The sequence below is a fragment of the Cytobacillus firmus genome (assembly GCF_023612095.1).
In the GTDB taxonomy this organism is placed as follows: Bacteria; Bacillota; Bacilli; order Bacillales; family Cytobacillaceae; genus Cytobacillus.
In genome coordinates this window covers 1,453,335-1,474,498 of record NZ_CP086235.1, presented here as the reverse complement: position 1 = coordinate 1,474,498, position 21,164 = coordinate 1,453,335, and the positions used below count along the sequence as shown (strand labels likewise).

Here is a 21,164-nt window from a genome sequence, read left to right as displayed (position 1 = left end):
TTCCCAAGAGACTGTCTATTCTGTTTCCTTTAATCCTTTATTTAATTAAAAAAACTTTACCATATTTCGTGTATCTTAGCAATCGGCAATACGCATATTTCTTATTTTACAGGCTGCTTGTAACGATTTTTGGTTTGGACAATGCTTGGCCTGATCTTTGAACCGGGCATAGAACGGCGAATCAGGATTTGGGTTAAAGCCACCGGGCTGAATGGAATAAACGGCCAAAGATATGGTGTGTTCAATGATTTGATGCTTGCAAGCAGAAGAATCGTCAAAGTAAGCCCTACCACCAAGCCTGGTGTATGGAAAATTGCAACAGCTATAAGGAGGCCAAGCCTTACAATTTTATTGGCAATACTCAATTCATAGCTTGGCGTTGCAAATGTTCCAATTGCTGCGAGTGCTACATACAAGATGACCTCAGGTACAAACAAACCGACATCAATGGCAATTTGCCCAATAAGTACTGCTGCTATCAAACCCATTGCGGTTGAAAGCGGAGTTGGCGTATGAATGGCGGCGATCCTTAGGAATTCAACCCCGACATCTGCGAGGAACAGCTGGACAATGACAGGAACATTCGTTTCTTCATTAGGACCGACAAACGCAATTCTTTCAGGCAGGAGTGAAGGCTCCAAAACGAACAAAAACCAAAGCGGCAGCAATACAATTGATGACAATAAGCCTAAGAAACGAATCCAGCGGACAAATGTGCCGACTGCCGGCGATTGCCTGTATTCTTCTGCATGCTGCAAATGGTGAAAATATGTTGTAGGTGTAATAATAACACTTGGTGAAGTATCAACAAATATAATGACATGCCCTTCAAGCAAATGTGCTGCTGCCACATCTGCTCTTTCCGTATACCGAACCAGCGGGAAGGGATTGTATCCCTGCTTTAAAAGAAATTCCTCGACAGTTTTATCAGCCATTGTAATGCCATCAATTTCAATCGCTTTTAACTCTTTTCTAATTAAATCAACTAAATCCTTATTAGCTACATCTTTAATGAACCCAATGGCGACATCTGTTTTAGATCGTTCACCAACTCGCATGATTTCAAAGCGCAGCCGTTCATCTCTAATCCTTCTGCGGGTCAAAGCTGTGTTTACTATAATATTTTCTACATAGCCATCTCTTGAGCCACGGACAACTTTTTCAGTATCCGGCTCCTGCGGGGTTCTTCCGGGATAGCTTCTGACATCGATGACAAGCCCCTCACCCTCACCCTCGCCCACAACGACAATCAGGCCTGATAGCACCTGATCAACCAGTTCATCCATTGTTTTAATGTGTTCAATGGATTGGTGCCTCAGCCTGTTTTCGATGATTTTAAATAGGTTAGAGGAAAGTTTTTCACTGTCATTGATCCCAACCAGACTCTCAATGATGGCAATGATATAACTCGTATCCGTCAGTCCATTAATATAATAGAAATGAACATCCTTCCTTAAGATCGTTAGCTTTCTGACACCCAGATCGAAGCTTTCGCCCAGGCCAACTCTATTTTTCATATATTTTTCAATTTCATGCACGGACTCAAATATAGGTGTCTTATCATCCTTCGTCTTGTTTCGTGTCATAATAGCCGCTCCTTTCCAATATAAGCTCTACTGCCTTTTTAGTAATTGGCGAACCTAATTCATAATGATCTTTTTTAGACATCTTTCCGATATCGCCAATTCCCACGATTATCGGCACATCAAGGTGATCAAGACAATAAACGGTATCACCATTAATTCTGCCAATTTCCATCTCGGGTACTCCGAACTTATCAACTCCGTATGGAGTCAACTCCCCGTTGTTATCAATACATACATCTACTTTTGTCCACTCGGCCTGTCTTGTTTTTGAGGCAACTGCTATGACTCCCAGAACATCGATATCTTTATGGCACGCAACATATTTCAGCGCATTCTCTCCGGCTCCCTCCCCGATAAACCCGCTGTCATCAAACATGACCAATACGGGATCATGGGAGACTTTTTTTATCAGCTTGACGATTTGCTGACCGTTCAAGACAGAAGGGTTTCCATGCGACAAAGATAGGCATCTTCCTCCGATTTCCTTCGCAACATGCTCCACTGTCTTTCTTGCAAAATCATCGCCATCAGTTATAAGAATGACGTGCCTCCGTTCATCCATAGCAGTTTTTCCTTTCCGAATCCTCATTTTTCTTAAATATGCCCAGCCGATTGCTTATTTATTTACAAAATAAATCCATTGAAACAGTGATCCGAACACCTTTCCAAATACAAATGCCATCAATAAAATGACAATCTTCCCATCTACACCGATTCTTTTCGCAAGGATTGGAAAAACATTCAGCACTTCAGTTAAAGCCGCTGCCAGCATGCCAATAAATATGCCTGAAGCAAGCCCAATGGGTATTAGTAAAATGGCTGTCAGGTGAAAAACCGGATTCCATAAAGTTGCCAGTGCACCAGCCAAAGCCCCCATCACAACTGCGGCTTCATAATAATGAATCATCTTCATTGTTTTGCTCAGTTGGGTAAGCCTTGGGATAATGCCCAAAACAGCCAGGAAAGCAACAAAACCTGAGCCAACAGCGAGCCCGCCTGCAAATCCTATGATCATTACCAGGACAACATTAATGGTCATCAAGATACTTCATACTCTCCTTGTTTTCTTTCAATGCAACATAGTTATCAAGATCAAGCTGATAATTGAACATTTCTACTTCCAGTGGGCTTGGCTCTTCGTTCAGCCGCTTCTTAAAAACATGGTTAAAGAAAATGATCATGCCAAGCCCGAGGCCAATCGAATAGGGAATTTGAAAAATGAGAGGCCTGTTGTCCACTTCCCCGGTTATGAGAGTGTAAATTCTAAGCTGTACAGCCTGCATGCTTACATCTTCATGAAAATTCATAATAGCGAGGGCAGCACCAATGAACAGAAGCAGCCAAACCAGCAGAAATAGAGGAAATGATACTTTACGCTTCTTTGTAACAACCTCGACTATCGCCTGAGCCGGCCCAATTGACTGGACTTCAATGTTTGATAATAACTGGGTGATGATCCTAATTACCTTCATAACATCAATTACGACAATATTCCGGTCCTGCTCGCTTACTTGATAAAGCGGAAGTGCACAAAGCTTTTCGTAAATGTCATCATCGGCAATGACCTGTGCAATATCTTTCAGCAGTATTCTCTGATTGGGCCGTATTTGCAGCCGATGCCGCAAGCGGATATAAACTGTTTTTTCCAATATGCTCACTTCCCACAAAGTGATATCCTCTTCGAATTCTGTTCGCCTATTTAGAGCTTTTCGCTTTTGTGTCTATATTTAGTATGGATTACATATATTAGCTTCATGAACTCCAATAATTGGCTGTTAAATAAAAAATGAAAGACCGGATGGATTTAAATATCCATCCGGTCTTTCATTTGCTGTAGTATCTTTTTTTCCAGACGCGACACCTGCACCTGGGAAATGCCAAGCCTCGCTGCCACTTCGGATTGAGTCTGATCTTTATAGTAGCGCAAGTAAACAATCAGTCTTTCCCTCTCATCCAATTCTCGGATCGCTTCTTTTAATGCTATTTTATCAAACCATTTTCCTTCATTGCCATCATCAATCTGATCGAGCAGTGTAATGGGATCTCCGTCATTTTCATACACTGTTTCATGTATTGAAGAAGGGATCCTGCTTGCTTCCTGTGCAAGGATGATATCTTCAGGAGAAATTTCCAGGAACTCGGAAAGCTCTGTAACGGTTGGGATGCGGCCAAGCGTTTTTGATAACTCGTCCTTGGCTTTCCTGATTTTATTGCCCATTTCCTTTAAAGAACGGCTTACTTTTACCGTTCCATCATCCCGTATGAACCTTTGGATTTCTCCAATAATCATTGGAACCGCGTAGGTCGAAAACTTTACATCATAACTGAGATCAAACTTATCAACCGATTTTAATAAGCCGATACAGCCAATCTGGAAGAGGTCATCAGGTTCATATCCTCTATTCAAGAATCTCTGAACGACAGACCAGACAAGACGCATATTTTTTTGAACAATTCTGTCCCTTGCACCCTGATCTCCGCTTTGGCTTTGCTTTATTAGCTCCTTGACTTCATTGTCCTTTAAATAGGTTTGGCCCTTCTCTGCTTTAACCTCCACATCCATAGCAAGACTCCCTTAATTGCATAGCATTTTACTATTTGATAAATGCTTCCTTAATCGGATCTCTGTGCCCATTCCCGGCTGCGATTTGATTTCGATTTCGTCCATGAAATTTTCCATGATGGTAAAGCCCATACCCGATCTTTCCAATTCAGGTTTTGTTGTAAATAAAGGCTGCCGCGCCTCTTCCACATCCATAATCCCAATTCCTTTATCCTTAATGGTCAGATCAATGAATCCATCTTCAATCAGGACAGTAATATAGACAACCCCATTAGAATCATTTTCATAGCCGTGAATAATGGAGTTGGTTACAGCTTCAGAAACGACCGTTTTAATTTCTGTCAGTTCGTCCATTGTCGGATCAAGCTGGGCAATAAAAGCAGCAACAGTGACACGGGCGAATGATTCATTTTGGCTAAGCGCACTAAATTCGAGGTTCATCACATTTTTCATCGTTCAGGCAACCCCCAATCTGTGCAGTGCGTTTTCTTCTGTCGGTTCTAAACGGATTATCTTAAATAAACCCGACATATCAAATAGTCTCTGCACTGCTGGAGAAATCGCACAAACAACCATTTCACCATGCTTCTGTTTTATTTGTTTGTAGCGGCCCAAAATCACTCCCAGCCCTGAACTATCCATAAAGGAAAGCTGCTCAAGGTTTAATATAATATGATGGATGTCATGATCTTCAATCGCCTTTGTCGCCTGTTCACGAAGTTCATCTGCCGAATGATGGTCCAGTTCCCCGCTTAAACGAATACATAAGACATCATGTTTTACTTCCAAATTAATGTTAAGACTCACTATCTTAGCCTCCTTATCTGGTATCCGCAACTGAAAAAGCAGCTTATGCTTTTGCTTTTCCTCCGGATAGGATAATCCGGAATCCTATAAAATTCCGGTATCCGCCTTTATAGTGAGTCAATTTCGATGCCTGGAGCTTCATTTCCTTCCTGGAGACAAAACTAGTGTATTTTCGCTAAAAATAATTATCATAGGGATGTTTTTCGACAAAAGTATATTATTCGGTCTTAGAAAACAATCCCATGGATCGTTTAAACAATGTCCACCATGATGCTTCACTGCTGTTTTCTTTAGCAACTAAAGGACTTTCAACTAAGACTTTTCCATCCTTTTTCAAGGTTAATGTTCCGATCTGATCACCCTTTTGGACAGGAGCTTTAATTTTTTTATTTAAAGTTATCTTCTGTTCAATTTCCTTAATGCTTTCACCTTTTTTAGTTAAAAGTGAAATCGGTTCACTGGTCAGGGCTTCAACCATCTTCTTTTCGCCTTTGCTGACTTCTACTTTTCCAAGAACGTGATTTCTTTCGTACATTGGGTGTGTCTTATATTGGCTGAATGCAAAGTCGAGCATTTTAGTCACTTGGGCATTGCGTTCTTTTGAAGTCGGTGCGCCAAAAACCACGGCTATAACCCGCATACCGTCTTTCTCGGCTGTTGCCGTCAGACAGTATTTTGCTTCAGAGGTAAAACCGGTTTTGAGGCCATCAACACCAGGATAAAAACGCACAAGGCGATTTGTATTGACCAGCCAGAATTTTTTATCTGTGTCTTCACGAAGATAGGCTTCATATGTGCCTGTAAAATCAGTTATTTTCTCATATTTAAGAAGCTCTTTGGCCATTATGGCCATATCATGTGCAGTACTGTAATGTTCCTTAGCTGACAAGCCTGTAGGGTTTTGGAATTGGGTATTTTTCAGCCCTAATTCCTTTGCCTTTTTATTCATCATTTCAACAAAAGCTTCTTCTGAACCGGCAATTCTCTCAGCCATTGCAACGGATGCATCATTGCCGGAACCAATGGCAATCCCCTGCAGCATTTGTTTGGTGGTCATTTCTTCACCTGGCTCCAGGAAGATTTGCGAACCGCCCATTGATGCCGCATATTCGCTTGTCCGGATTTTCTCATCCCATGACAGCTTTCCTTCATCTAACGCTTCCATAATTAAGAGCATGGTCATGACTTTTGTCATGCTGGCAGGAGGAAGCTGCTCACCGCTGTTTTTTCATACAATACCGAACCGGTATCACGTTCGATAAGAATTGCGGATTTCACATTATCCGCCAGATCTGCACTGCTTTCTCTTGCAAATCCGGAAGGAACAAACATTGTTGCCATTAATAATGCTATTAACATTAATGAGACGAGTCGTTTCATCACACAATACCTCCATTCTTTATAGCCTCCATTTTTTCCAGTTAAAGAAAATTTATACAGTTATCGAAGACTAAAAAGAAATTATACAGTTCAGCTCCACGCCAAAAAGCCGCCGGACATGATCCCCCGGCGGCTTTTTGCTTCCCTATTATTCAGTTATTTCTTCATGAATTAATACTGGTGCCTCTACTTTTTCTGTGGATAGCTTAATGTTTTCATAAAGCATAGTTCTTACTTCTTCTACATTTTCGAAGTTGCTGCAGATGGTGACGAGAGAATCGCCCTTCTGTACACGTTCGCCGATTTTCTTTCTTAAAATCAGGCCGACTGCCAGATCAATTTCTGATTCCTTTGTTGCTCTTCCTGCTCCCAACAGCATGGCTGCAGTTCCAATTTCATCGGCAACAATCTCAGAAACATAGCCATCCTGCTTAGCTTCTAATTCAAATGTATATTTTGCCTGAGGCAGTTTCTCCGGATCATCGACAACTGACGCATCTCCGCCTTGTGAGCTTAGGAATACTTTAAATGTTTCTAAAGCTGAACCGTCCTTCATAGCATTCTCTAATTTTTCGCGTGCTTCCTTCAATGAATCCGCTTTTTTCGCAAGGAAAACCATATGGCTTCCAAGGGTCAGGCAAAGCTCAGTCAGATCTTCAGGTCCTTCGCCTCTTAATGTATCGATAGCTTCCTTTACTTCAAGGGCATTGCCAATGGCATAACCAAGCGGCTGGCTCATATCTGAGATAACAGCCATTGTGTTTCTGCCAACATTATTCCCAATACGGACCATTGCTTTTGCTAATTCACGTGAATCGTCAAGTGTCTTCATAAATGCGCCGGCGCCTGTCTTAACATCAAGAACGATGGCGTCAGCACCTGCAGCGATTTTTTTGCTCATAATCGAGCTTGCAATCAGTGGGATACTGTCAACTGTGGCTGTTACATCGCGCAGCGCATATAACTTTTTGTCAGCAGGCGTTAAGTTCCCGCTCTGGCCAATGACTGCAATTTTATTTTGATTAACAAGCTTAATAAATTCTTCATTCTCTATTTCAACATGGAATCCTTCAACAGCCTCAAGCTTGTCGATTGTTCCGCCTGTATGTCCAAGCCCGCGCCCAGACATTTTCGCAACCGGAACACCTAATGCAGCTACAAGCGGGCCCAGTACCAGTGTAGTTGTATCACCTACACCGCCAGTTGAGTGTTTATCTACTTTGATTCCTTCAATTTTGGATAAGTCGATTTGATCACCGGATTCAACCATTGCCATAGTTAAATTGGCTCTTTCGTTCTCTGTCATTCCCTGAAAGAAGATTGCCATTGTTAATGCACTTACCTGATAATCCGGGATTGAGCCGTCTGTGTATCCTTTAATGACGAATTGAATTTCTTCTGCCGTTAGCTCCAGTCCGTCTCTTTTCTTTTCAATAAGATCTACCATTCTCATCAACAAACACCACTTTCATTATTCGTTATTAAACCAAGTTAGAAGCATACACGCCAAAGTTAATAAGCTTATGCACCAAATTCCTTAACGATTGCTTTCACATAACGAAGGAAGTCAGCTTTGACTTTTTCTGTTGTTTCGATTACTTCTTCATGGTTAAGCGGCTGGTCAAGGATGCCCGCAGCCATGTTTGAGATACAGGAAATTCCAAGGACCTTCATGCCTGAATGCTGTGCCACGATAACTTCAGGGACAGTTGACATGCCGACCGCATCTCCGCCCATTGTTCTCAGCATGCGAACTTCTGCAGGGGTTTCATATGTTGGGCCTGTATTGCCGACATATACTCCTTCCTGAATCTTCAGGTTCAGCTTTTCGGCTAGCCCTCTGGCAAGTTTTCTCAATTCTTTGGAATATGCTTCTGACATATCCGGAAAACGCGGACCCATGCGGGAATCATTAGGACCGATTAAAGGATTGCTGCCCATATTGTTGATATGATCAGAAATTAGCATTAAATCTCCTGGAGAGTAGGTTTCATTCACTCCGCCTGCCGCATTCGTAACAATGAGCTTCTCAACACCCATCTCATTCATAACTCTTACAGGAAAAGTTACCTTATCAAATGAATATCCTTCGTAATAATGGAATCGGCCTTGCATAGCAACCACTTCAATCCCGTTCAAACGCCCAAATACTAGCTGTCCTGCATGACCTTCTACTGTTGATACAGGGAAATCAGGGATTTCATTGTAAGGAATCTTAACCGGTTCTTCGATTTCGTCTGCCAATACACCAAGTCCTGAGCCTAAAATCAGCCCAATCTTTGCCTGGCCTGTATATTTATTTTTAAGAAATTCAGCTGCATTTTGAATTTTGCTGTAATCCATTTTCAATCTCCTCATCTGCTTTTTTTAATGTAATTATTTCAGTTGGTTCAAAAAGCTTTTGCCATAGGCCGGCATTTTCACATTAAAGTTATCTGCTATAGTCGCCCCAATATCTGCAAAGGTTTCACTGACCGGAAGCTCTTTCCCTTCTTTCATATCTTTTGAATAAACAAGAAGCGGAACGTATTCTCTCGTATGATCTGTGCCATGATGGACAGGGTCATTGCCGTGGTCTGCGGTAATCATTAATAAGTCGCCATCCTGCATTTTTTCAAATACTTCAGGCAGTCGTTCATCAAACTCTTCAAGAGCTTTTCCATACCCTTCCGGATCACGTCTATGGCCAAATAATGCATCAAAGTCCACCAGATTTACAAAGCTCAGGCCTGTAAATTCTTTATCAAACGTTTCGATCAGCTTATCCATTCCATCCATATTTGATGTTGTGCGAATGGCCTCAGTTACTCCCTCTCCATCATAAATATCGGAGATTTTCCCAATTGCCACTACATCAAGTCCGCCATCAGCCATTTCATTCATTACTGTGCGGTCAAATGGCTTTAACGCATAATCATGTCTGTTTGATGTTCTTTGGAAATTTCCGGGTTCGCCAACGAATGGTCTGGCAATCACACGGCCTACCATATATTTTTCATCAAGAGTCAGCTCGCGTGCGATTTTACAGATTTTATACTGTTCTTCAATTGGGATGATATCTTCATGTGCCGCAATCTGCAGAACTGAATCGGCGGATGTATAAACAATCAGAGCTCCGGTTCTCATATGTTCTTCTCCAAGTTCGACCAGGATTTCTGTTCCGCTTGCAGGCTTATTCCCAATAATCTTCCTGCCTGTGCGTGATTCAAGTTCTGAAATTAATTCCTCCGGAAATCCATCAGGAAAGACTCTGAATGGAGTTTGAATATTCAACCCCATAATTTCCCAATGGCCAGTCATTGTGTCTTTTCCGTTTGATGCTTCCTGCATCTTCGTGTAAAACGCCATAGGGTTATCCGCTTTCTCGATTCCTTTGATTTCGCGGATCTTACTAAGCCCAAGCTTGCCCATGTTCGGCATCTTCAGGCCATTCATTTTTTCTGCGATGTGACCGATCGTATCGGCACCTTTATCACCGAATTTATCGGCATCAGGCGCTTCTCCGATTCCCACTGAATCCATGACAATTAAAAAAACGCGCTTATATGTATATGCAGACATTTGAAAACCTCCTAATTATTTGAATACGGTTACAAAAATCATATTCGTATAGTACCCTTTTTAGGTTTATTTAACACTGATTCTCTTGCTGGAGCCGGGGTGTATACCGCCACTCCCGCGTTTGAAACATAATTAAGGATAACCCTTTCATTCGTCAGAAGTCTGACATCTATATTTTACCTAATAAACAGGTAAAATGACAAGAAAAAGCTGCCTATTTTTATGGCAGCTTTATGACATTTGATTTTTTTCTATATTAAGCACGCGGATGGTATTGACTATACACATCTTTAAGCCGTGTTTTGGTTACATGCGTATAGATTTGCGTAGTGGAAATATCGGCATGTCCAAGCATTTCCTGGACAGCCCGCAAATCTGCCCCATTTTCCAGCAGATGAGTGGCGAATGAGTGCCTCAGCGTATGTGGAGTCAGCTCCTTCTCGATCCCTGCCTCCTGGGCCAGCCGCTTCAGTATTTTCCAGAATCCCTGTCTCGAAAGACGTCTGCCGTGATGATTTAAAAATAATGCTTCATCCCTATGCTTTTTAGAAACGAACTTGCCTCTTCCTTCAGTTAAATACCTTTCAAGCGCTTCAGAAGCTGTTTTGCCAATAGGCACAATCCGTTCCTTGTTCCCTTTGCCAATACATCTTACAAAGCCCATCGTTAAATGAACATCACCTGAGTTCAGGCCTATCAGTTCACTTACGCGAATGCCTGTAGCATATAACAGTTCAAGCATGGCTTTATCCCGCAGACCAAAGTGATCCTTAATTTCCGGAAGATCCAATAAAGTTTCCACTTCCTGCATGTTTAATACTTTTGGAAGCGAACGTTCCATTTGCGGTGTTTCTATATGGACAGAAGGATCATGGCCAACTGCTTTTTCGCGGAGCAGAAATTGGTGAAAGGCCCTTATGGAGGCTATATGCCGGGCTAGAGTTTTTGAGGATTTGCCCTGTTTTTTTAATAAGCCGAGAAATTGGACAATTTGCATGCGCTGCACATTCTCCAGGCTTGCAAGCTTCTCTTCCGACTTTAGATATTTCAGATAACTTTTCAAATCTCTTTCATAAGAGATAATTGTATTTTTGGCGAGGCCTTTTTCTACAAGTAAATAATGAATAAAGTCTTTTAACTGATCATCCATATGATAGCATTACTCCCCGTTTAAGTAGAAAAGAATTAACCGGTCCAGCAAGCTCCTATCTTCATCAGTTCCGCTCGCTGACACCTTAACAGCCGCTCCCCTTGGTTCGTCATAGCGGTGATAATCCTGGTATTCTTCATTTAACCACATAATACCATAATAAAAAAGGATTGTGCATCCGGTAAAAATCACAAATACTTTTATGGTCTGAAAAGCCATGCCCAGCCAGGATTTCATGTGTGGTCCTCCATAACTTTTAATTAAAAGAAAGATATTCAGCTTTCTATTATTAAAAGGTATGCCATTTTGGACAAGAATTATACCTGAATTTGCATAAATGGTGTTTCTTCAGGGCACTTGCCCTTTAGAAAACAGCTCAAAATAAAAAGCCTATCCTAATGTAGAATAAGCTTTGTCAAGAAACTATTAATTTTCATCTGCTTCGGTTTCGGTTTCTGTTTGTTTATCCTGGCAGCGGTAACAAATGCCATGGAACGTTAGGCGGTGATCTTTTATTTTAAAGTTCCAGCGGCGTTCAACCACTTCCTCTACGTCTTCAAGCAAATCTTCCTGTATTTCATCAACAGCTCCGCACTCAATACAGACTAAATGGTGGTGAAAATGGGCTGCCCCTTCCTGACGCAGGTCATAGCGGGAAACTCCATCACCGAAGTTGATTTTATCGACAATTTTTAATTCAGTCAGCAATTCAAGTGTTCTATATACAGTTGCCAAGCCTATCTCAGGCGATTTCTCTTTTACTAGGAGGTAGACATCTTCCGCACTTAAATGATCCTCTTCGTGTTCTAACAGGACGCGAACTGTTGCCTCTCGCTGTGGTGTTAGTTTATAGCTGGATGAATGCAACTGTTTTTTGATTCTTTCAATTCTGCTTTCCATACCGAAAGTCCCTCCCTCGCCACTAACATTCTCATTATAACAGAAATAAGTTCACATTCAAAATAAAATAATTATAAATAACAAACGATAATTAATTTAATATAATAATAATTATAATAATCTCTAAAACTGTTTTAAACCTCTTTATATGTACCCTATATTATAATTTTTATCCTTTTCCCGTATAGCAAAAAGGCAGAGCCAGCCGCTCTGCCTTTAGCATGATTTTTATCAGGATTGGATTGAACTAACAACAGACTTCATTAAAACAGGCGAGATAAATGCCTCTACCCCAGCTGCAGCGATTAGAAAGAGAATGGCCACCGCAAAAGCAATCATATATCTTCCGAAAAGGGGCATCATGGGCTGTCCGGCTTTCTTCATAAATTGTCTTCTAATCATTTTTAAAGAGAAAGACACAGCCAGTGTTGCAGCGATGATAAAGATAGGTATGATGATCAGGTTCTGGGGGAGGACCGATACGAAGGAAAGCAAAAATCCTTCCCATCCCATTCGGTTAACGAGAAAGCCAACTGTAAAGCCAACCACCATGCCTTTCATAAATAACAGAATCAGAATGACTGGCAGTCCAATTATGGAAATTCCCAAAATCCACATTAATCCTATAAATTTTGTATTATGGAAAAAGCTTTGTTTGAATAATTCATCCGCTGCTGCAATATGTCCATCTGATACTTGTCCAAAAAACTGAGAAAGATAATAAAATAAATCTTCTTTTTGTGTAAAACTCAAGCTATTTACAACTATAGCTCCAAAAATGACACCCATCAGAAATAAGACAATAACAAATAAATAAATTGAGGAATGTTCGCGAAAGTGGGCTGCGGCGGCGTTCTGGTACATTTTTTTCTTCATTGCTCTTCCTCCTAAGACAAAACAAATTGGATATTAAATTGTATGCCTGTCCCGGAATTGTATGACAAAGAATTGCGCTGCTCACAAGAGTGAAAAAAGTTCTTGAATACTCCCTATGTTTTTGCTATAATTTTCAAAATTATTTAAATTATCATTGGGGGCACTGGAGAAAATGGATCCCATTTTAATAGGTTTTCCAGAAAGAATTGAAACAGAAAGACTTTATATGAGGCCCGCCTTGCCCGGAGACGGAAAAACTGTTCATGAAGCTGTGTCAGCTTCAGCTGCCGAGCTTAAAAAATGGCTTCCTTTTGCACAGAATGAACAATCAGCTGATGAAGTTGAGTCAGGTATCCGCAATTCCTATGCCAAGTTTATTCAAAGAGAAGATTTTCGTATCCATATTTATAGGAAAGAAGACGATGTATTTGTCGGCTCTACTGGCCTGCATCGCATAGATTGGAATGTCCGCAAATTTGAGATTGGCTATTGGGGAGATGTGAGGTTTCGGAGGAACGGCTATATTTCTGAAGCAGCCGCAGGCTTGACAAAGTTTGCCTTTGAGCATTTTCAAGCAAACAGAGTGGAAATCAGATGTGATCCGAAAAACATTAACAGCCGGAGAATTCCCGAAAAGCTGGGGTACACCCTTGAAGGAGTCCTGATTAATGACAGTCTAAGCGCAGACGGAAAAGAGCTTAGAGATACTTGTGTTTATGCTAAAGTAAGCAGCTAAAAAAATAGAGCCTCAATGGCTCTATTTTTTATGAATCAACAATTCTGCCGTACTTGCCTCCGCCCCCTGCCTGGAGGTTTAGCTTTCCTTCACGGGCTTTTCCAATAAGCATGGCTGTTTTCTCAGGAATTACTTTACTGATTTCTGAGAAAGGTACATCATGAAGAATGGCCATTTCAGTTCCGAAATGATTCAGGAGCTTCTCGAGCATTTTCGGGCCTAACCCTGGTATGAACTCAAGAGGGACCTGATGAATATAAGGCGGCCGTGCAACGGGCAATCCTCCGGAAGATTTTAGTTCAGAGATCCGGTCAGCCACGCCTCTGATAAATTTGTGGTGACTGCAATTCCGGCATTTACCCTTCTCTTCATCAAAGGGGCCGAAACATTCAGAACAAACAGTCTGATGGTATTTTCCGAGCAGAGGATCCAGGCCGTAATTGGCTTTAACCCTGCATTTTTCTTTTTCGGCCAAAGCCTTGTGCAGTTCAGCAAATGTAGGTGCTTCCATTTCCAGAACCTGATATTCTCTGGCGATCTTTTTTAGTGAATGGGCATCTGAATTAGTTAAGAATGTATATCTGTGGAGTTCAGCTATTTGATCAGCCATCATAGTATCTGCACTAAGCCCCAGCTCAATTGCATCAATTAAATCAGGATCAAAAACCTCTGACAGCGACCGCTCTACGCCTTTTCCGAATAGGCTTTTAAATGGGGTAAAAACATGGGCAGGAATAAAAAGCCCATCCAGTTCCTTCACTTTTTCCTGCAGCATTCTGCCTGAGGCATAAATTCTTTGAGAGCTTAATGTTATGTTCTTCAAATACCCTGTCAGCCAGGCAGAGAAATCCTTCATTGCGGATAGGGTTGGAAAGTAGCAAAGGACATGGATAGGGCCTTTGCAGGAATCATCATAAATTTCAAGCTCCGACCCGGGAATTATCGTCAAATCTCCGTATTGAAGTCCCCCGTCCTTATGCTCGGTTATAAGGCCTTTTTGGGCCAAGTCCTCGATTTCAAGTATGACTTCAGGAGAATGACAGTCAATAATGCCAATGATATCAAGCCCCTTTGCATTGCGGGCATGCCTGATGATATTAGTGAAGGTAAGGGATTTAGCGCCTGTTATTTTAACTGGCTTTCCCGTAAACGTGCGTCCAATATGGATATGAAGATCAGCAAAAAAGCGCTTCATACTATTTTTTCAGCGCCTCTTGAAGCTGCAGATATTGGATTGCATAAGCTGTTTTCGCATCATAAACCTTTTGCTCCCCAAGCAGGGATATTGCTTCCTCCAGGGTTACCTCCAAAAGGTTCACAAATTCATCTTCATCAGGCGATGCGGCATTTTCTTTTTTCTTAAGGCCCTTTGCTATATATAAATGTACGAGCTCATCGGCAAATCCGGGAGAAGTGTAGAATGAGATCAGCCATTCCATTTCCGTGCAGCCATACCCCGTTTCTTCTTCCAGTTCCCTTTCTGCACACACGCTGGGTTCTTCTCCTGTTTCAAGCTTTCCGGCAGGAATTTCAGCAATAATCTTATCCAGCGCTTTTCGATATTGTTCAACCATCACTATTTTATTATCTTCTGTTACTGCCAATACAGCTACTGCTCCGGGATGTTTGATAATTTCCCGCTTCGATGTTTTGCCATTCGGCAGTTCAACATCTTCCACCTGCAGGCTGATGACTTTACCTGTGAAAATTTTTTCCGTCTTAATTGTTTTTTCTTCTAGGCGGCTCATTGTTTTCAGTCACTCCTGTTCTATTCCGGTAATGATTGCTCATACATTTTATCATACTTGATGAGGGGGAGTATGGCATGAAGGTGTATGTCCATGATAGGGGAGTTATTCTGGCCGGTAAAGCCTGGGAAGTCCGTGAGAAACTAAAACAATACAGCAGGCAGTATGTTCTTGTAAAAGACTGGGTTGAATCTCATAACATCAAAAAATGATAAGCCACTAAATTTGAGTATGCCTCATTTGTTTATGTACAATTAAAGAAAATATTCAAATGAGGTGAGTACTTGAAGAAGAGAAGACTTGGAAACTCAGACTTGTACGTAAGTGAGCTTGGCCTGGGCTGCATGTCAATTGGCACCAGCCCGTCCCAGGCTCAGGAAATTATAGAAGCGGCCCTTGAAGAAGGAATCAATTTTTTTGATACAGCTGATTTATACGACTTTGGCGAAAATGAAAAGCTTGTCGGGCAATCCTTAAAGAATGTCCGCGAACAGGTGATCATTGCAACCAAAGCCGGTAACCGCTGGAATAAAAATAAAGACGGCTGGAGCTGGGATCCCTCTAAACGCCATATCAAAGAAGCTGTAAAAGACAGCTTAAAAAGACTGGCTACGGACTATATCGATTTATATCAGCTTCACGGCGGCACGATCGAAGATCCGATTGTTGAAACCATTGAAGCATTTGAGGAACTAAAGGAAGAAGGATACATCCGCCAATATGGCATTTCCTCCATTCGTCCAAATGTAATCCGAGAATTTACATCAAAATCATCCATTGTTTCTGTCATGATGCAATATAGCATTTTAGATCGGCGTCCTGAAGAGGAATCGCTGCCTCTTCTAAATCAAAAAGGCATCAGTGCTGTTACTAGAGGACCGCTGGCCAAAGGGCTGCTCAGCGACAAAATGCTGGACAAAGCATCAGAATCGATAAAAGAGAAAGGCTATTTGGATTACAGCTATGCTGAATTGGAAAAAACGCTCACCAGTATACGGGAAAAAATTTCAGATGGGCGTACTATGAATGAGATAGCATTTCAGTATAATCTCGCGGACCCGGCAGTCGCTTCTATTACAGCAGGTGCCAGCCGGGCTGATCAAGTAAGAGCCAATGCAGAAGCAGCAAGAGCCATTCCTCTCAACGAAGATGAATTGGCTATCATTAAATCTATTGCAAAGCTAAATAAATATGAGCAGCATAGATGATAGAAAGTCTATAATTTAAGCAAGGAAGGGGCTGACGGAAAAGTCGGCCCCTTCTTTTAATGTTATTTGTATTCTTTCCAGTTAAGATCGCTTTCTCCAAGCAGTTCTTCAAAACTTTTATTTTTTTCGCGCAGTCTTCTTTCCTCTCTTTTTCTGCGCTCTTCTTCTTCCTTCTGTTTATCTTCAGCAACCTTTAATTCCTGCTTTTTCCCTTTCAGCTGCTCCACCAGGTCCTGGTTCAGCATGTCGCCTAGCGTGACTGGTTTGTCGTCTTTCTTAGGCTGGGAATGGTGTTTTTTCTTTTTCATATAATCCCCTCATCAACTGATTTTGCCATTTATTATAGCATATTTTATTGTTCATGAAGGAAAAGGCTTAATCACTCTTTATGGTAAAACTCCAGAAACTCAATTCTGTTTCCGAATGGATCATCTACAAAGAATCTCTCTCTTCCTTCTATCGGAGGTTCTTCCTTTATTGTTATTTTCTGCTCTTGAAGACTGCTTCTCAAGACTTCCAGGTTTTCCACAATAAGTCCAGGGTGGGCTTTTTTGGCAGGAAGGAAGCCCTCCTGCACCCCGATATGAATTTCCTGATTTCCGCAAATAAACCAGCAGCCTCCCCGCTTTTGAAGATTTCCAGGCTTGGGAATTTCCTTCAGGCCAAGCTGTTCACCGTAAAATTTTCTGGCTTCCTCCTCGCAGCCTTTCGGAGCTGCCAGCTGGATATGGTCAATTCCTTTAAAGGAAAAACTCATTTTTTCTCCTCTTTTCTTTAGGATGAAAATAATGAAAAGCACAGCATGCAGCTGTACTTTTCAGATGTATTAGTATGCTTCTGTTACAACGTTTTCATCAACCTGCAATTGGGGTTCTGTCGAATTGATAATGTCCTCGATTGTAAAGCCTTTAGCTACTTCAACAAGCTTTAAACCGGACTCGGTGACATCGATGACTGCCCGCTCAGTTATAATGCGGTCAACGACGCTTTTACCTGTTAAAGGCAGACTGCATTCTTTAAGAATTTTTGATTCGCCATTTTTATTAGTGTGATCCATAATGACAATGATTTTATTTGCGCCATGAACCAGATCCATTGCACCGCCCATTCCCTTGATCATTTTTCCGGGAATCATCCAGTTGGCAAGATCTCCATTTTCAGAGACTTCCATACCGCCGAGAATGGCAATATTCACATGGCCTCCTCTGATCATTGCAAAAGATTCAGCACTATCAAAATAAGATGATCCCGGGATGGCTGTAACTGTTTCTTTACCTGCATTAATCAAATCCGGATCAACTTCACTTTCTGCAGGATACGGGCCGATGCCCAGTAATCCATTTTCAGATTGCAGGACCACTTCCTTATTATCAGAAATATAATTGGCAACCAATGTTGGCATACCGATTCCCAAGTTCACGTAAAAGCCATTTTCAATTTCTTTTTCGGCCCGTCTGGCAATTTTTTCGCGTACTGCCGCTTTATCGTTACTCATGACACCCTCTCCTTCCGTCACTGGTATTTATTTCTTCACCGTCAGTCTTTCAATGCGCTTCTCCTGTTTCCCTTCAATCAGTGATTGAACATAGATGCTTGGGGTATGAATATAATTCGGATCCAGTTCACCAATCTCATAAAGCGTTTCCACTTCTGCAATTGTCACTTTGCCGGCTGCTGCAATCATCGGATTGAAGTTTCGGGCTGTTTTGTGATAAACTAGATTGCCCATCTTATCGCCTTTCCATGCCCTCACAAGGCTGAAGTCTGCTTTCAGCGCTTCTTCAAGGAGATATTCCTTCCCTTCAAACACCTTCGTCTCTTTCCCCTCTGCAATAGGGGTCCCTACTCCAGCCGGCGTGTAGAAAGCGGGAATGCCGGCACCGCCTGCACGGATTTTTTCTGCCAGTGTTCCTTGAGGAAGCAGCTCTACTTCAATTTCCCCTGAGAGAACCTGTCTTTCAAACTCTTTATTTTCCCCAACATATGAGCCAACCATTTTCTTAATTTGTTTATTTTTTAAAAGCAGTCCAAGTCCCCAATCGTCAACCCCGCAGTTATTCGAAATGACTGTCAGATCCTCAACCCCTTTTTCAACTAAAGCCAGAATAAGGTTTTCCGGAATTCCGCACAGACCGAAACCGCCAACCATAAGGACAGCACCATCGTGAATTTCCTGAACCGCTTCACTGAAGGAAGTACAAATTTTCTTCACTTCAATCGCTCCTTTCATAAAAAAAATACTTATTTACTAACTTTTATCAGAAGCAACTTATGCAAGCTCCACCACTGTAGCTACCCCTTGGCCTCCGCCAATGCATAGAGTTGCAAGGCCTTTCTTTGCCTGTCTTTTTTGCATCTCATGAATAAGAGTTACGAGGATTCGTGCTCCGCTTGCGCCGATCGGATGTCCGAGTGCAATGGCCCCGCCATTAACATTCAGAATCTCCTTGTTAAAACGAAGCTCCCTGTCAACTGCCAGCGACTGGGCTGCAAATGCCTCGTTTGCTTCAATAAGCTCCAATTCATCCATAGAGACAGATGCCTTTTCAAGCGCTTTTTTTACGGCAGCAACAGGACCAATGCCCATAATGCTTGGATCAACACCCGCACTTGCATTTCCTTTAATCGTCACTAATGGTTTAAGCCCCAGTTCATCTGCTCTCTTTCTGCTCATAACCAGCAATACAGCCGCACCGTCATTAATCCCTGACGCATTTCCGGCTGTTACGCTTCCATCTTTCTTAAACGCCGGACGCAGGCCTGCGAGCTTTTCAGCAGTTGTCCCTTTTTCGGATACTCGTCTGTATCAAAAACGACCGGATCCCCTTTTCGCTGAGGAATTTCCACCGGAACGATTTCATCTTTGAATTTTCCTTCTTCAATTGCCTTTGCCGCCTTTTCCTGGCTGTCTGCGGCAAATTTGTCCTGTTCTTCCCTGCTCAGCTCATATTTCGAACAAAGATTTTCAGCCGTAACTCCCATATGGTAATCATTAAAAGCACACCAGAGACCGTCTGAAATCATCGAATCTATAAGTTTTTGGTCTCCCATTTTAAAGCCATTTCTTGCATTTTTCAGTATGTAAGGCGCCTGGCTCATATTTTCCATGCCGCCTGCAATCACAGCTTCGGCATCACCGGCTAAAATGGCCTGTGCTGCTAAATGGACCGCCTTCAGCCCTGAACCGCAAACTTTATTAATTGTCATCGCGGAAACGCTTTCAGGAAGACCCGCTTTAAGAGCTGCCTGCCTTGCTGTGTTTTGGCCCAGGCCTGCCTGCAGGACATTCCCCAGGATTACTTCATCTATTTGGTCCGGTGTTACACCTGCTTTTTCAAGAGCGCCTTTTATCGCTATCGCCCCAAGCTCTGGTGCTGATACATCTTTAAGACTTCCATTGAAACTGCCGATTGCTGTCCGGACAGCGCTGACTATTACGACTTCTGTTTGTGACATCTCTCTCATCCTTTCAAAACATCTCTTTGCTTATATTCGTTGAGGAATATCAAAATTCCTTTTATTTTGTCAAAATTTCTATTATTCTTGCAATCGAAAATACTTTCCTAATACAATAAATTTAAGAACTTTGAGAAAACGCTTACCAAAAATTAAATTATGAAACGGGAGAGGAAAATATGACGCTTGCATTTCCAGATAAAGTAACAATTATTGAAGTGGGGCCACGGGATGGACTGCAAAATGAAAAGTCGTTTGTACCGACTGAGGTTAAGAAAGATTTTATTAAAAGCTTAAAAAATGCAGGATTAACAGAATTGGAGCTTACTTCTTTTGTGTCTCCTAAATGGGTTCCGCAAATGGGGGATGCAGCTGAAATTACGGCAGATTGCCTTGGTGCAGATACAAGGGATATCGTGCTTGCCCCGAACCGCAAGGGCATTGACAGAGTATATATGACTGATTGCCGGGCTGTTGCCGTTTTCGTCGGTGTCAGCAATACATTTAATAAGAAAAACATCAATAAAACCACTCCGGAAAGCATGGATGAACTAAAACCGATTATCGGAGAACTGAAGGAGAAAGGCTACTTTGTCCGCGCCTGCATCTCTACGGCATTTTATTGTCCGTATGAAGGAGCCATCAATCCTGAAGATACAGTTAGGCTATGCCGTCAATTTACAGAGGCAGGAGCTGATGAATTAAGCGTGGCAGATACGATTGGGATGGCTGCTCCCCATGAATCATATGGGCTATTTTCCCGTTTGAAAGCAGAGTTTCCTAATACCCTTATCACTGCACACTTCCACGACACAAGAAAAATGGCCCTTACAAATATTTTTGCAGCCCTGCAGGCAGGTGTTGACCGGTTTGACACATCCGCCGGCGGACTTGGCGGATGCCCATTCGCCCCTGGAGCTGCAGGCAACGCTGCAACAGAAGATGTTGTTTATATGCTTGAGCGCATGGGAATTGAAACCAATGTTAATCTGGATCAATTAATGGAAGCTGTAAAAATTGTTCAGCCTCATCTTTCCAGGCCGATTGAAAGCACGTATTTCAGGCTAAATGCTCAAACTGCCGATTCCTCCAGCTAAAAGCCAAAACGCACAGCAATAAGCCGCCGCAGTGCGGCTTTTTTTGTGTCGCAAGTCCTTCATAATATTTCATTTTGTCCCGGCTCACATCTCTGT

The 21,164-nt window shown here is 42.0% G+C and carries 24 protein-coding genes and 2 pseudogenes; 4 read left to right on the top strand and 22 right to left on the bottom strand.

The window, feature by feature from the left end; translation table 11 throughout:
• Positions 1-101: 101 nt before the first annotated feature.
• The 15 genes and pseudogenes from LLY41_RS07425 to spoIIM all read right to left on the bottom strand — a co-directional run bounded on the left by LLY41_RS07425 (position 102) and on the right by spoIIM (position 12,823).
• Entirely contained in the window at positions 102-1,586 is a 1,485-nt protein-coding gene (locus LLY41_RS07425; RefSeq protein ID WP_095244741.1) for a spore germination protein, read from the bottom strand.
• Entirely contained in the window at positions 1,561-2,148 is a 588-nt protein-coding gene (locus LLY41_RS07420) for a stage V sporulation protein SpoVABEA (RefSeq protein ID WP_095244742.1), read from the bottom strand. Before LLY41_RS07420 ends, LLY41_RS07425 begins: the two co-directional genes overlap by 26 nt.
• A 54-nt stretch (positions 2,149-2,202) precedes the next feature.
• The gene (locus tag LLY41_RS07415; protein ID WP_095244809.1) at positions 2,203-2,625 is read right to left on the bottom strand and encodes a stage V sporulation protein AB; all 423 of its coding nucleotides are present in this window, start codon (positions 2,623-2,625) and stop codon (positions 2,203-2,205) included.
• A complete protein-coding gene (locus tag LLY41_RS07410) occupies positions 2,615-3,235 on the bottom strand; it encodes a stage V sporulation protein AA (protein WP_304587318.1) in 621 nt (206 codons plus the stop codon). Before LLY41_RS07410 ends, LLY41_RS07415 begins: the two co-directional genes overlap by 11 nt.
• A 155-nt stretch (positions 3,236-3,390) precedes the next feature.
• On the bottom strand, positions 3,391-4,149 hold the full coding sequence (sigF, locus tag LLY41_RS07405) for an RNA polymerase sporulation sigma factor SigF (RefSeq protein ID WP_076258142.1): 759 nt from the start codon (positions 4,147-4,149) through the stop codon (positions 3,391-3,393).
• Positions 4,150-4,161: 12 nt separating this feature from the next.
• On the bottom strand, positions 4,162-4,602 hold the full coding sequence (gene spoIIAB / locus LLY41_RS07400) for an anti-sigma F factor (protein ID WP_095244743.1): 441 nt from the start codon (positions 4,600-4,602) through the stop codon (positions 4,162-4,164).
• A gap of 3 nt (positions 4,603-4,605) precedes the next feature.
• Complete coding sequence (gene spoIIAA, locus LLY41_RS07395; protein WP_095244744.1) at positions 4,606-4,956, bottom strand: anti-sigma F factor antagonist; 351 nt, start codon at positions 4,954-4,956, stop codon at positions 4,606-4,608.
• A gap of 217 nt (positions 4,957-5,173) precedes the next feature.
• Positions 5,174-6,297 (bottom strand): annotated as a pseudogene (locus LLY41_RS07390) (D-alanyl-D-alanine carboxypeptidase family protein).
• A 187-nt stretch (positions 6,298-6,484) separates the two neighbouring features.
• The gene (locus LLY41_RS07385; protein WP_095244746.1) at positions 6,485-7,789 is read right to left on the bottom strand and encodes a pyrimidine-nucleoside phosphorylase; all 1,305 of its coding nucleotides are present in this window, start codon (positions 7,787-7,789) and stop codon (positions 6,485-6,487) included.
• Between the two features lie 68 nt (positions 7,790-7,857).
• On the bottom strand, positions 7,858-8,679 hold the full coding sequence (locus LLY41_RS07380; protein ID WP_095244747.1) for a purine-nucleoside phosphorylase: 822 nt from the start codon (positions 8,677-8,679) through the stop codon (positions 7,858-7,860).
• Positions 8,680-8,712: 33 nt separating this feature from the next.
• A complete protein-coding gene (gene deoB, locus LLY41_RS07375; RefSeq protein ID WP_095244748.1) occupies positions 8,713-9,897 on the bottom strand; it encodes a phosphopentomutase in 1,185 nt (394 codons plus the stop codon).
• Positions 9,898-10,153: 256 nt separating this feature from the next.
• A complete protein-coding gene (gene xerD / locus LLY41_RS07370; RefSeq protein WP_095244749.1) occupies positions 10,154-11,047 on the bottom strand; it encodes a site-specific tyrosine recombinase XerD in 894 nt (297 codons plus the stop codon).
• 9 nt (positions 11,048-11,056) lie between these two features.
• Positions 11,057-11,284, bottom strand: a complete 228-nt coding sequence (locus LLY41_RS07365; RefSeq protein ID WP_035330067.1) for a YqzK family protein — start codon at positions 11,282-11,284, stop codon at positions 11,057-11,059.
• 189 nt (positions 11,285-11,473) lie between these two features.
• Positions 11,474-11,947, bottom strand: a complete 474-nt coding sequence (fur, locus tag LLY41_RS07360; protein ID WP_095244750.1) for a ferric iron uptake transcriptional regulator — start codon at positions 11,945-11,947, stop codon at positions 11,474-11,476.
• 231 nt (positions 11,948-12,178) lie between these two features.
• Positions 12,179-12,823 (bottom strand): stage II sporulation protein M, encoded by a 645-nt coding sequence (gene spoIIM / locus LLY41_RS07355; protein ID WP_095244751.1) that lies wholly within the window; start codon positions 12,821-12,823, stop codon positions 12,179-12,181.
• Positions 12,824-12,995: 172 nt separating this feature from the next.
• On the opposite strand from spoIIM, the gene LLY41_RS07350 reads away from it, so the two are divergent.
• Positions 12,996-13,559 carry a GNAT family N-acetyltransferase gene (locus LLY41_RS07350; RefSeq protein ID WP_095244752.1) on the top strand — a complete coding sequence of 188 codons (564 nt, stop codon included), beginning with the start codon at positions 12,996-12,998 and terminating at the stop codon, positions 13,557-13,559.
• 28 nt (positions 13,560-13,587) lie between these two features.
• Here LLY41_RS07350 and LLY41_RS07345 read toward each other — a convergent pair whose 3' ends face one another.
• Positions 13,588-14,754, bottom strand: coding sequence for an endonuclease Q family protein (locus LLY41_RS07345; RefSeq protein ID WP_304587314.1), 1,167 nt, complete (start codon positions 14,752-14,754; stop codon positions 13,588-13,590).
• A gap of 1 nt (position 14,755) precedes the next feature.
• Entirely contained in the window at positions 14,756-15,307 is a 552-nt protein-coding gene (locus LLY41_RS07340; RefSeq protein WP_304587312.1) for an NUDIX hydrolase, read from the bottom strand.
• Positions 15,308-15,384: 77 nt separating this feature from the next.
• On the opposite strand from LLY41_RS07340, the gene mciZ reads away from it, so the two are divergent.
• Together mciZ and LLY41_RS07330 are read left to right on the top strand one after the other, a co-directional pair.
• On the top strand, positions 15,385-15,519 hold the full coding sequence (mciZ, locus tag LLY41_RS07335; RefSeq protein WP_095244755.1) for a Z-ring formation inhibitor MciZ: 135 nt from the start codon (positions 15,385-15,387) through the stop codon (positions 15,517-15,519).
• A 72-nt stretch (positions 15,520-15,591) separates the two neighbouring features.
• Positions 15,592-16,515 carry an aldo/keto reductase gene (locus LLY41_RS07330; protein WP_304587307.1) on the top strand — a complete coding sequence of 308 codons (924 nt, stop codon included), beginning with the start codon at positions 15,592-15,594 and terminating at the stop codon, positions 16,513-16,515.
• Positions 16,516-16,577: 62 nt separating this feature from the next.
• Here the strand turns inward: LLY41_RS07330 and LLY41_RS07325 are convergent, their stop codons facing one another.
• From LLY41_RS07325 to LLY41_RS07305, 5 genes and pseudogenes are all read right to left on the bottom strand, one after another.
• The gene (locus LLY41_RS07325; RefSeq protein WP_304587306.1) at positions 16,578-16,823 is read right to left on the bottom strand and encodes a YqkE family protein; all 246 of its coding nucleotides are present in this window, start codon (positions 16,821-16,823) and stop codon (positions 16,578-16,580) included.
• Between the two features lie 71 nt (positions 16,824-16,894).
• Positions 16,895-17,272, bottom strand: a complete 378-nt coding sequence (locus tag LLY41_RS07320; protein WP_095244758.1) for a VOC family protein — start codon at positions 17,270-17,272, stop codon at positions 16,895-16,897.
• A gap of 69 nt (positions 17,273-17,341) precedes the next feature.
• On the bottom strand, positions 17,342-18,010 hold the full coding sequence (locus LLY41_RS07315; protein WP_095244759.1) for a CoA transferase subunit B: 669 nt from the start codon (positions 18,008-18,010) through the stop codon (positions 17,342-17,344).
• Positions 18,011-18,037: 27 nt separating this feature from the next.
• Positions 18,038-18,727 carry a CoA transferase subunit A gene (locus tag LLY41_RS07310; protein WP_304587304.1) on the bottom strand — a complete coding sequence of 230 codons (690 nt, stop codon included), beginning with the start codon at positions 18,725-18,727 and terminating at the stop codon, positions 18,038-18,040.
• A gap of 57 nt (positions 18,728-18,784) precedes the next feature.
• Positions 18,785-19,971: pseudogene (locus tag LLY41_RS07305) on the bottom strand (acetyl-CoA C-acetyltransferase).
• 179 nt (positions 19,972-20,150) lie between these two features.
• Here LLY41_RS07305 and LLY41_RS07300 point away from each other — a divergent pair.
• Positions 20,151-21,068, top strand: a complete 918-nt coding sequence (locus LLY41_RS07300) for a hydroxymethylglutaryl-CoA lyase (protein ID WP_304587303.1) — start codon at positions 20,151-20,153, stop codon at positions 21,066-21,068.
• Positions 21,069-21,164: the final 96 nt, after the last annotated feature.

What these genes read in the sequence shown, in the direction of transcription:
- xerD (WP_095244749.1), bottom strand. Translation starts at nt 11,047, where the DNA reads ATGGATGATCAGTTAAAAGACTTTATTCATTATTTACTTGTAGAAAAA.
- LLY41_RS07345 (WP_304587314.1), bottom strand. Translation starts at nt 14,754, where the DNA reads ATGAAGCGCTTTTTTGCTGATCTTCATATCCATATTGGACGCACGTTT.
- sigF (WP_076258142.1), bottom strand. Translation starts at nt 4,149, where the DNA reads ATGGATGTGGAGGTTAAAGCAGAGAAGGGCCAAACCTATTTAAAGGAC.
- spoIIM (WP_095244751.1), bottom strand. Translation starts at nt 12,823, where the DNA reads ATGAAGAAAAAAATGTACCAGAACGCCGCCGCAGCCCACTTTCGCGAA.
- LLY41_RS07420 (WP_095244742.1), bottom strand. Translation starts at nt 2,148, where the DNA reads ATGGATGAACGGAGGCACGTCATTCTTATAACTGATGGCGATGATTTT.
- deoB (WP_095244748.1), bottom strand. Translation starts at nt 9,897, where the DNA reads ATGTCTGCATATACATATAAGCGCGTTTTTTTAATTGTCATGGATTCA.
- LLY41_RS07365 (WP_035330067.1), bottom strand. Translation starts at nt 11,284, where the DNA reads ATGAAATCCTGGCTGGGCATGGCTTTTCAGACCATAAAAGTATTTGTG.
- LLY41_RS07425 (WP_095244741.1), bottom strand. Translation starts at nt 1,586, where the DNA reads ATGACACGAAACAAGACGAAGGATGATAAGACACCTATATTTGAGTCC.
- LLY41_RS07380 (WP_095244747.1), bottom strand. Translation starts at nt 8,679, where the DNA reads ATGGATTACAGCAAAATTCAAAATGCAGCTGAATTTCTTAAAAATAAA.
- LLY41_RS07300 (WP_304587303.1), top strand. Translation starts at nt 20,151, where the DNA reads ATGACGCTTGCATTTCCAGATAAAGTAACAATTATTGAAGTGGGGCCA.
- spoIIAB (WP_095244743.1), bottom strand. Translation starts at nt 4,602, where the DNA reads ATGAAAAATGTGATGAACCTCGAATTTAGTGCGCTTAGCCAAAATGAA.
- LLY41_RS07340 (WP_304587312.1), bottom strand. Translation starts at nt 15,307, where the DNA reads ATGAGCCGCCTAGAAGAAAAAACAATTAAGACGGAAAAAATTTTCACA.
- LLY41_RS07325 (WP_304587306.1), bottom strand. Translation starts at nt 16,823, where the DNA reads ATGAAAAAGAAAAAACACCATTCCCAGCCTAAGAAAGACGACAAACCA.
- LLY41_RS07320 (WP_095244758.1), bottom strand. Translation starts at nt 17,272, where the DNA reads ATGAGTTTTTCCTTTAAAGGAATTGACCATATCCAGCTGGCAGCTCCG.
- LLY41_RS07415 (WP_095244809.1), bottom strand. Translation starts at nt 2,625, where the DNA reads ATGACCATTAATGTTGTCCTGGTAATGATCATAGGATTTGCAGGCGGG.
- mciZ (WP_095244755.1), top strand. Translation starts at nt 15,385, where the DNA reads ATGAAGGTGTATGTCCATGATAGGGGAGTTATTCTGGCCGGTAAAGCC.
- LLY41_RS07350 (WP_095244752.1), top strand. Translation starts at nt 12,996, where the DNA reads ATGGATCCCATTTTAATAGGTTTTCCAGAAAGAATTGAAACAGAAAGA.
- LLY41_RS07315 (WP_095244759.1), bottom strand. Translation starts at nt 18,010, where the DNA reads ATGAGTAACGATAAAGCGGCAGTACGCGAAAAAATTGCCAGACGGGCC.
- LLY41_RS07385 (WP_095244746.1), bottom strand. Translation starts at nt 7,789, where the DNA reads ATGAGAATGGTAGATCTTATTGAAAAGAAAAGAGACGGACTGGAGCTA.
- fur (WP_095244750.1), bottom strand. Translation starts at nt 11,947, where the DNA reads ATGGAAAGCAGAATTGAAAGAATCAAAAAACAGTTGCATTCATCCAGC.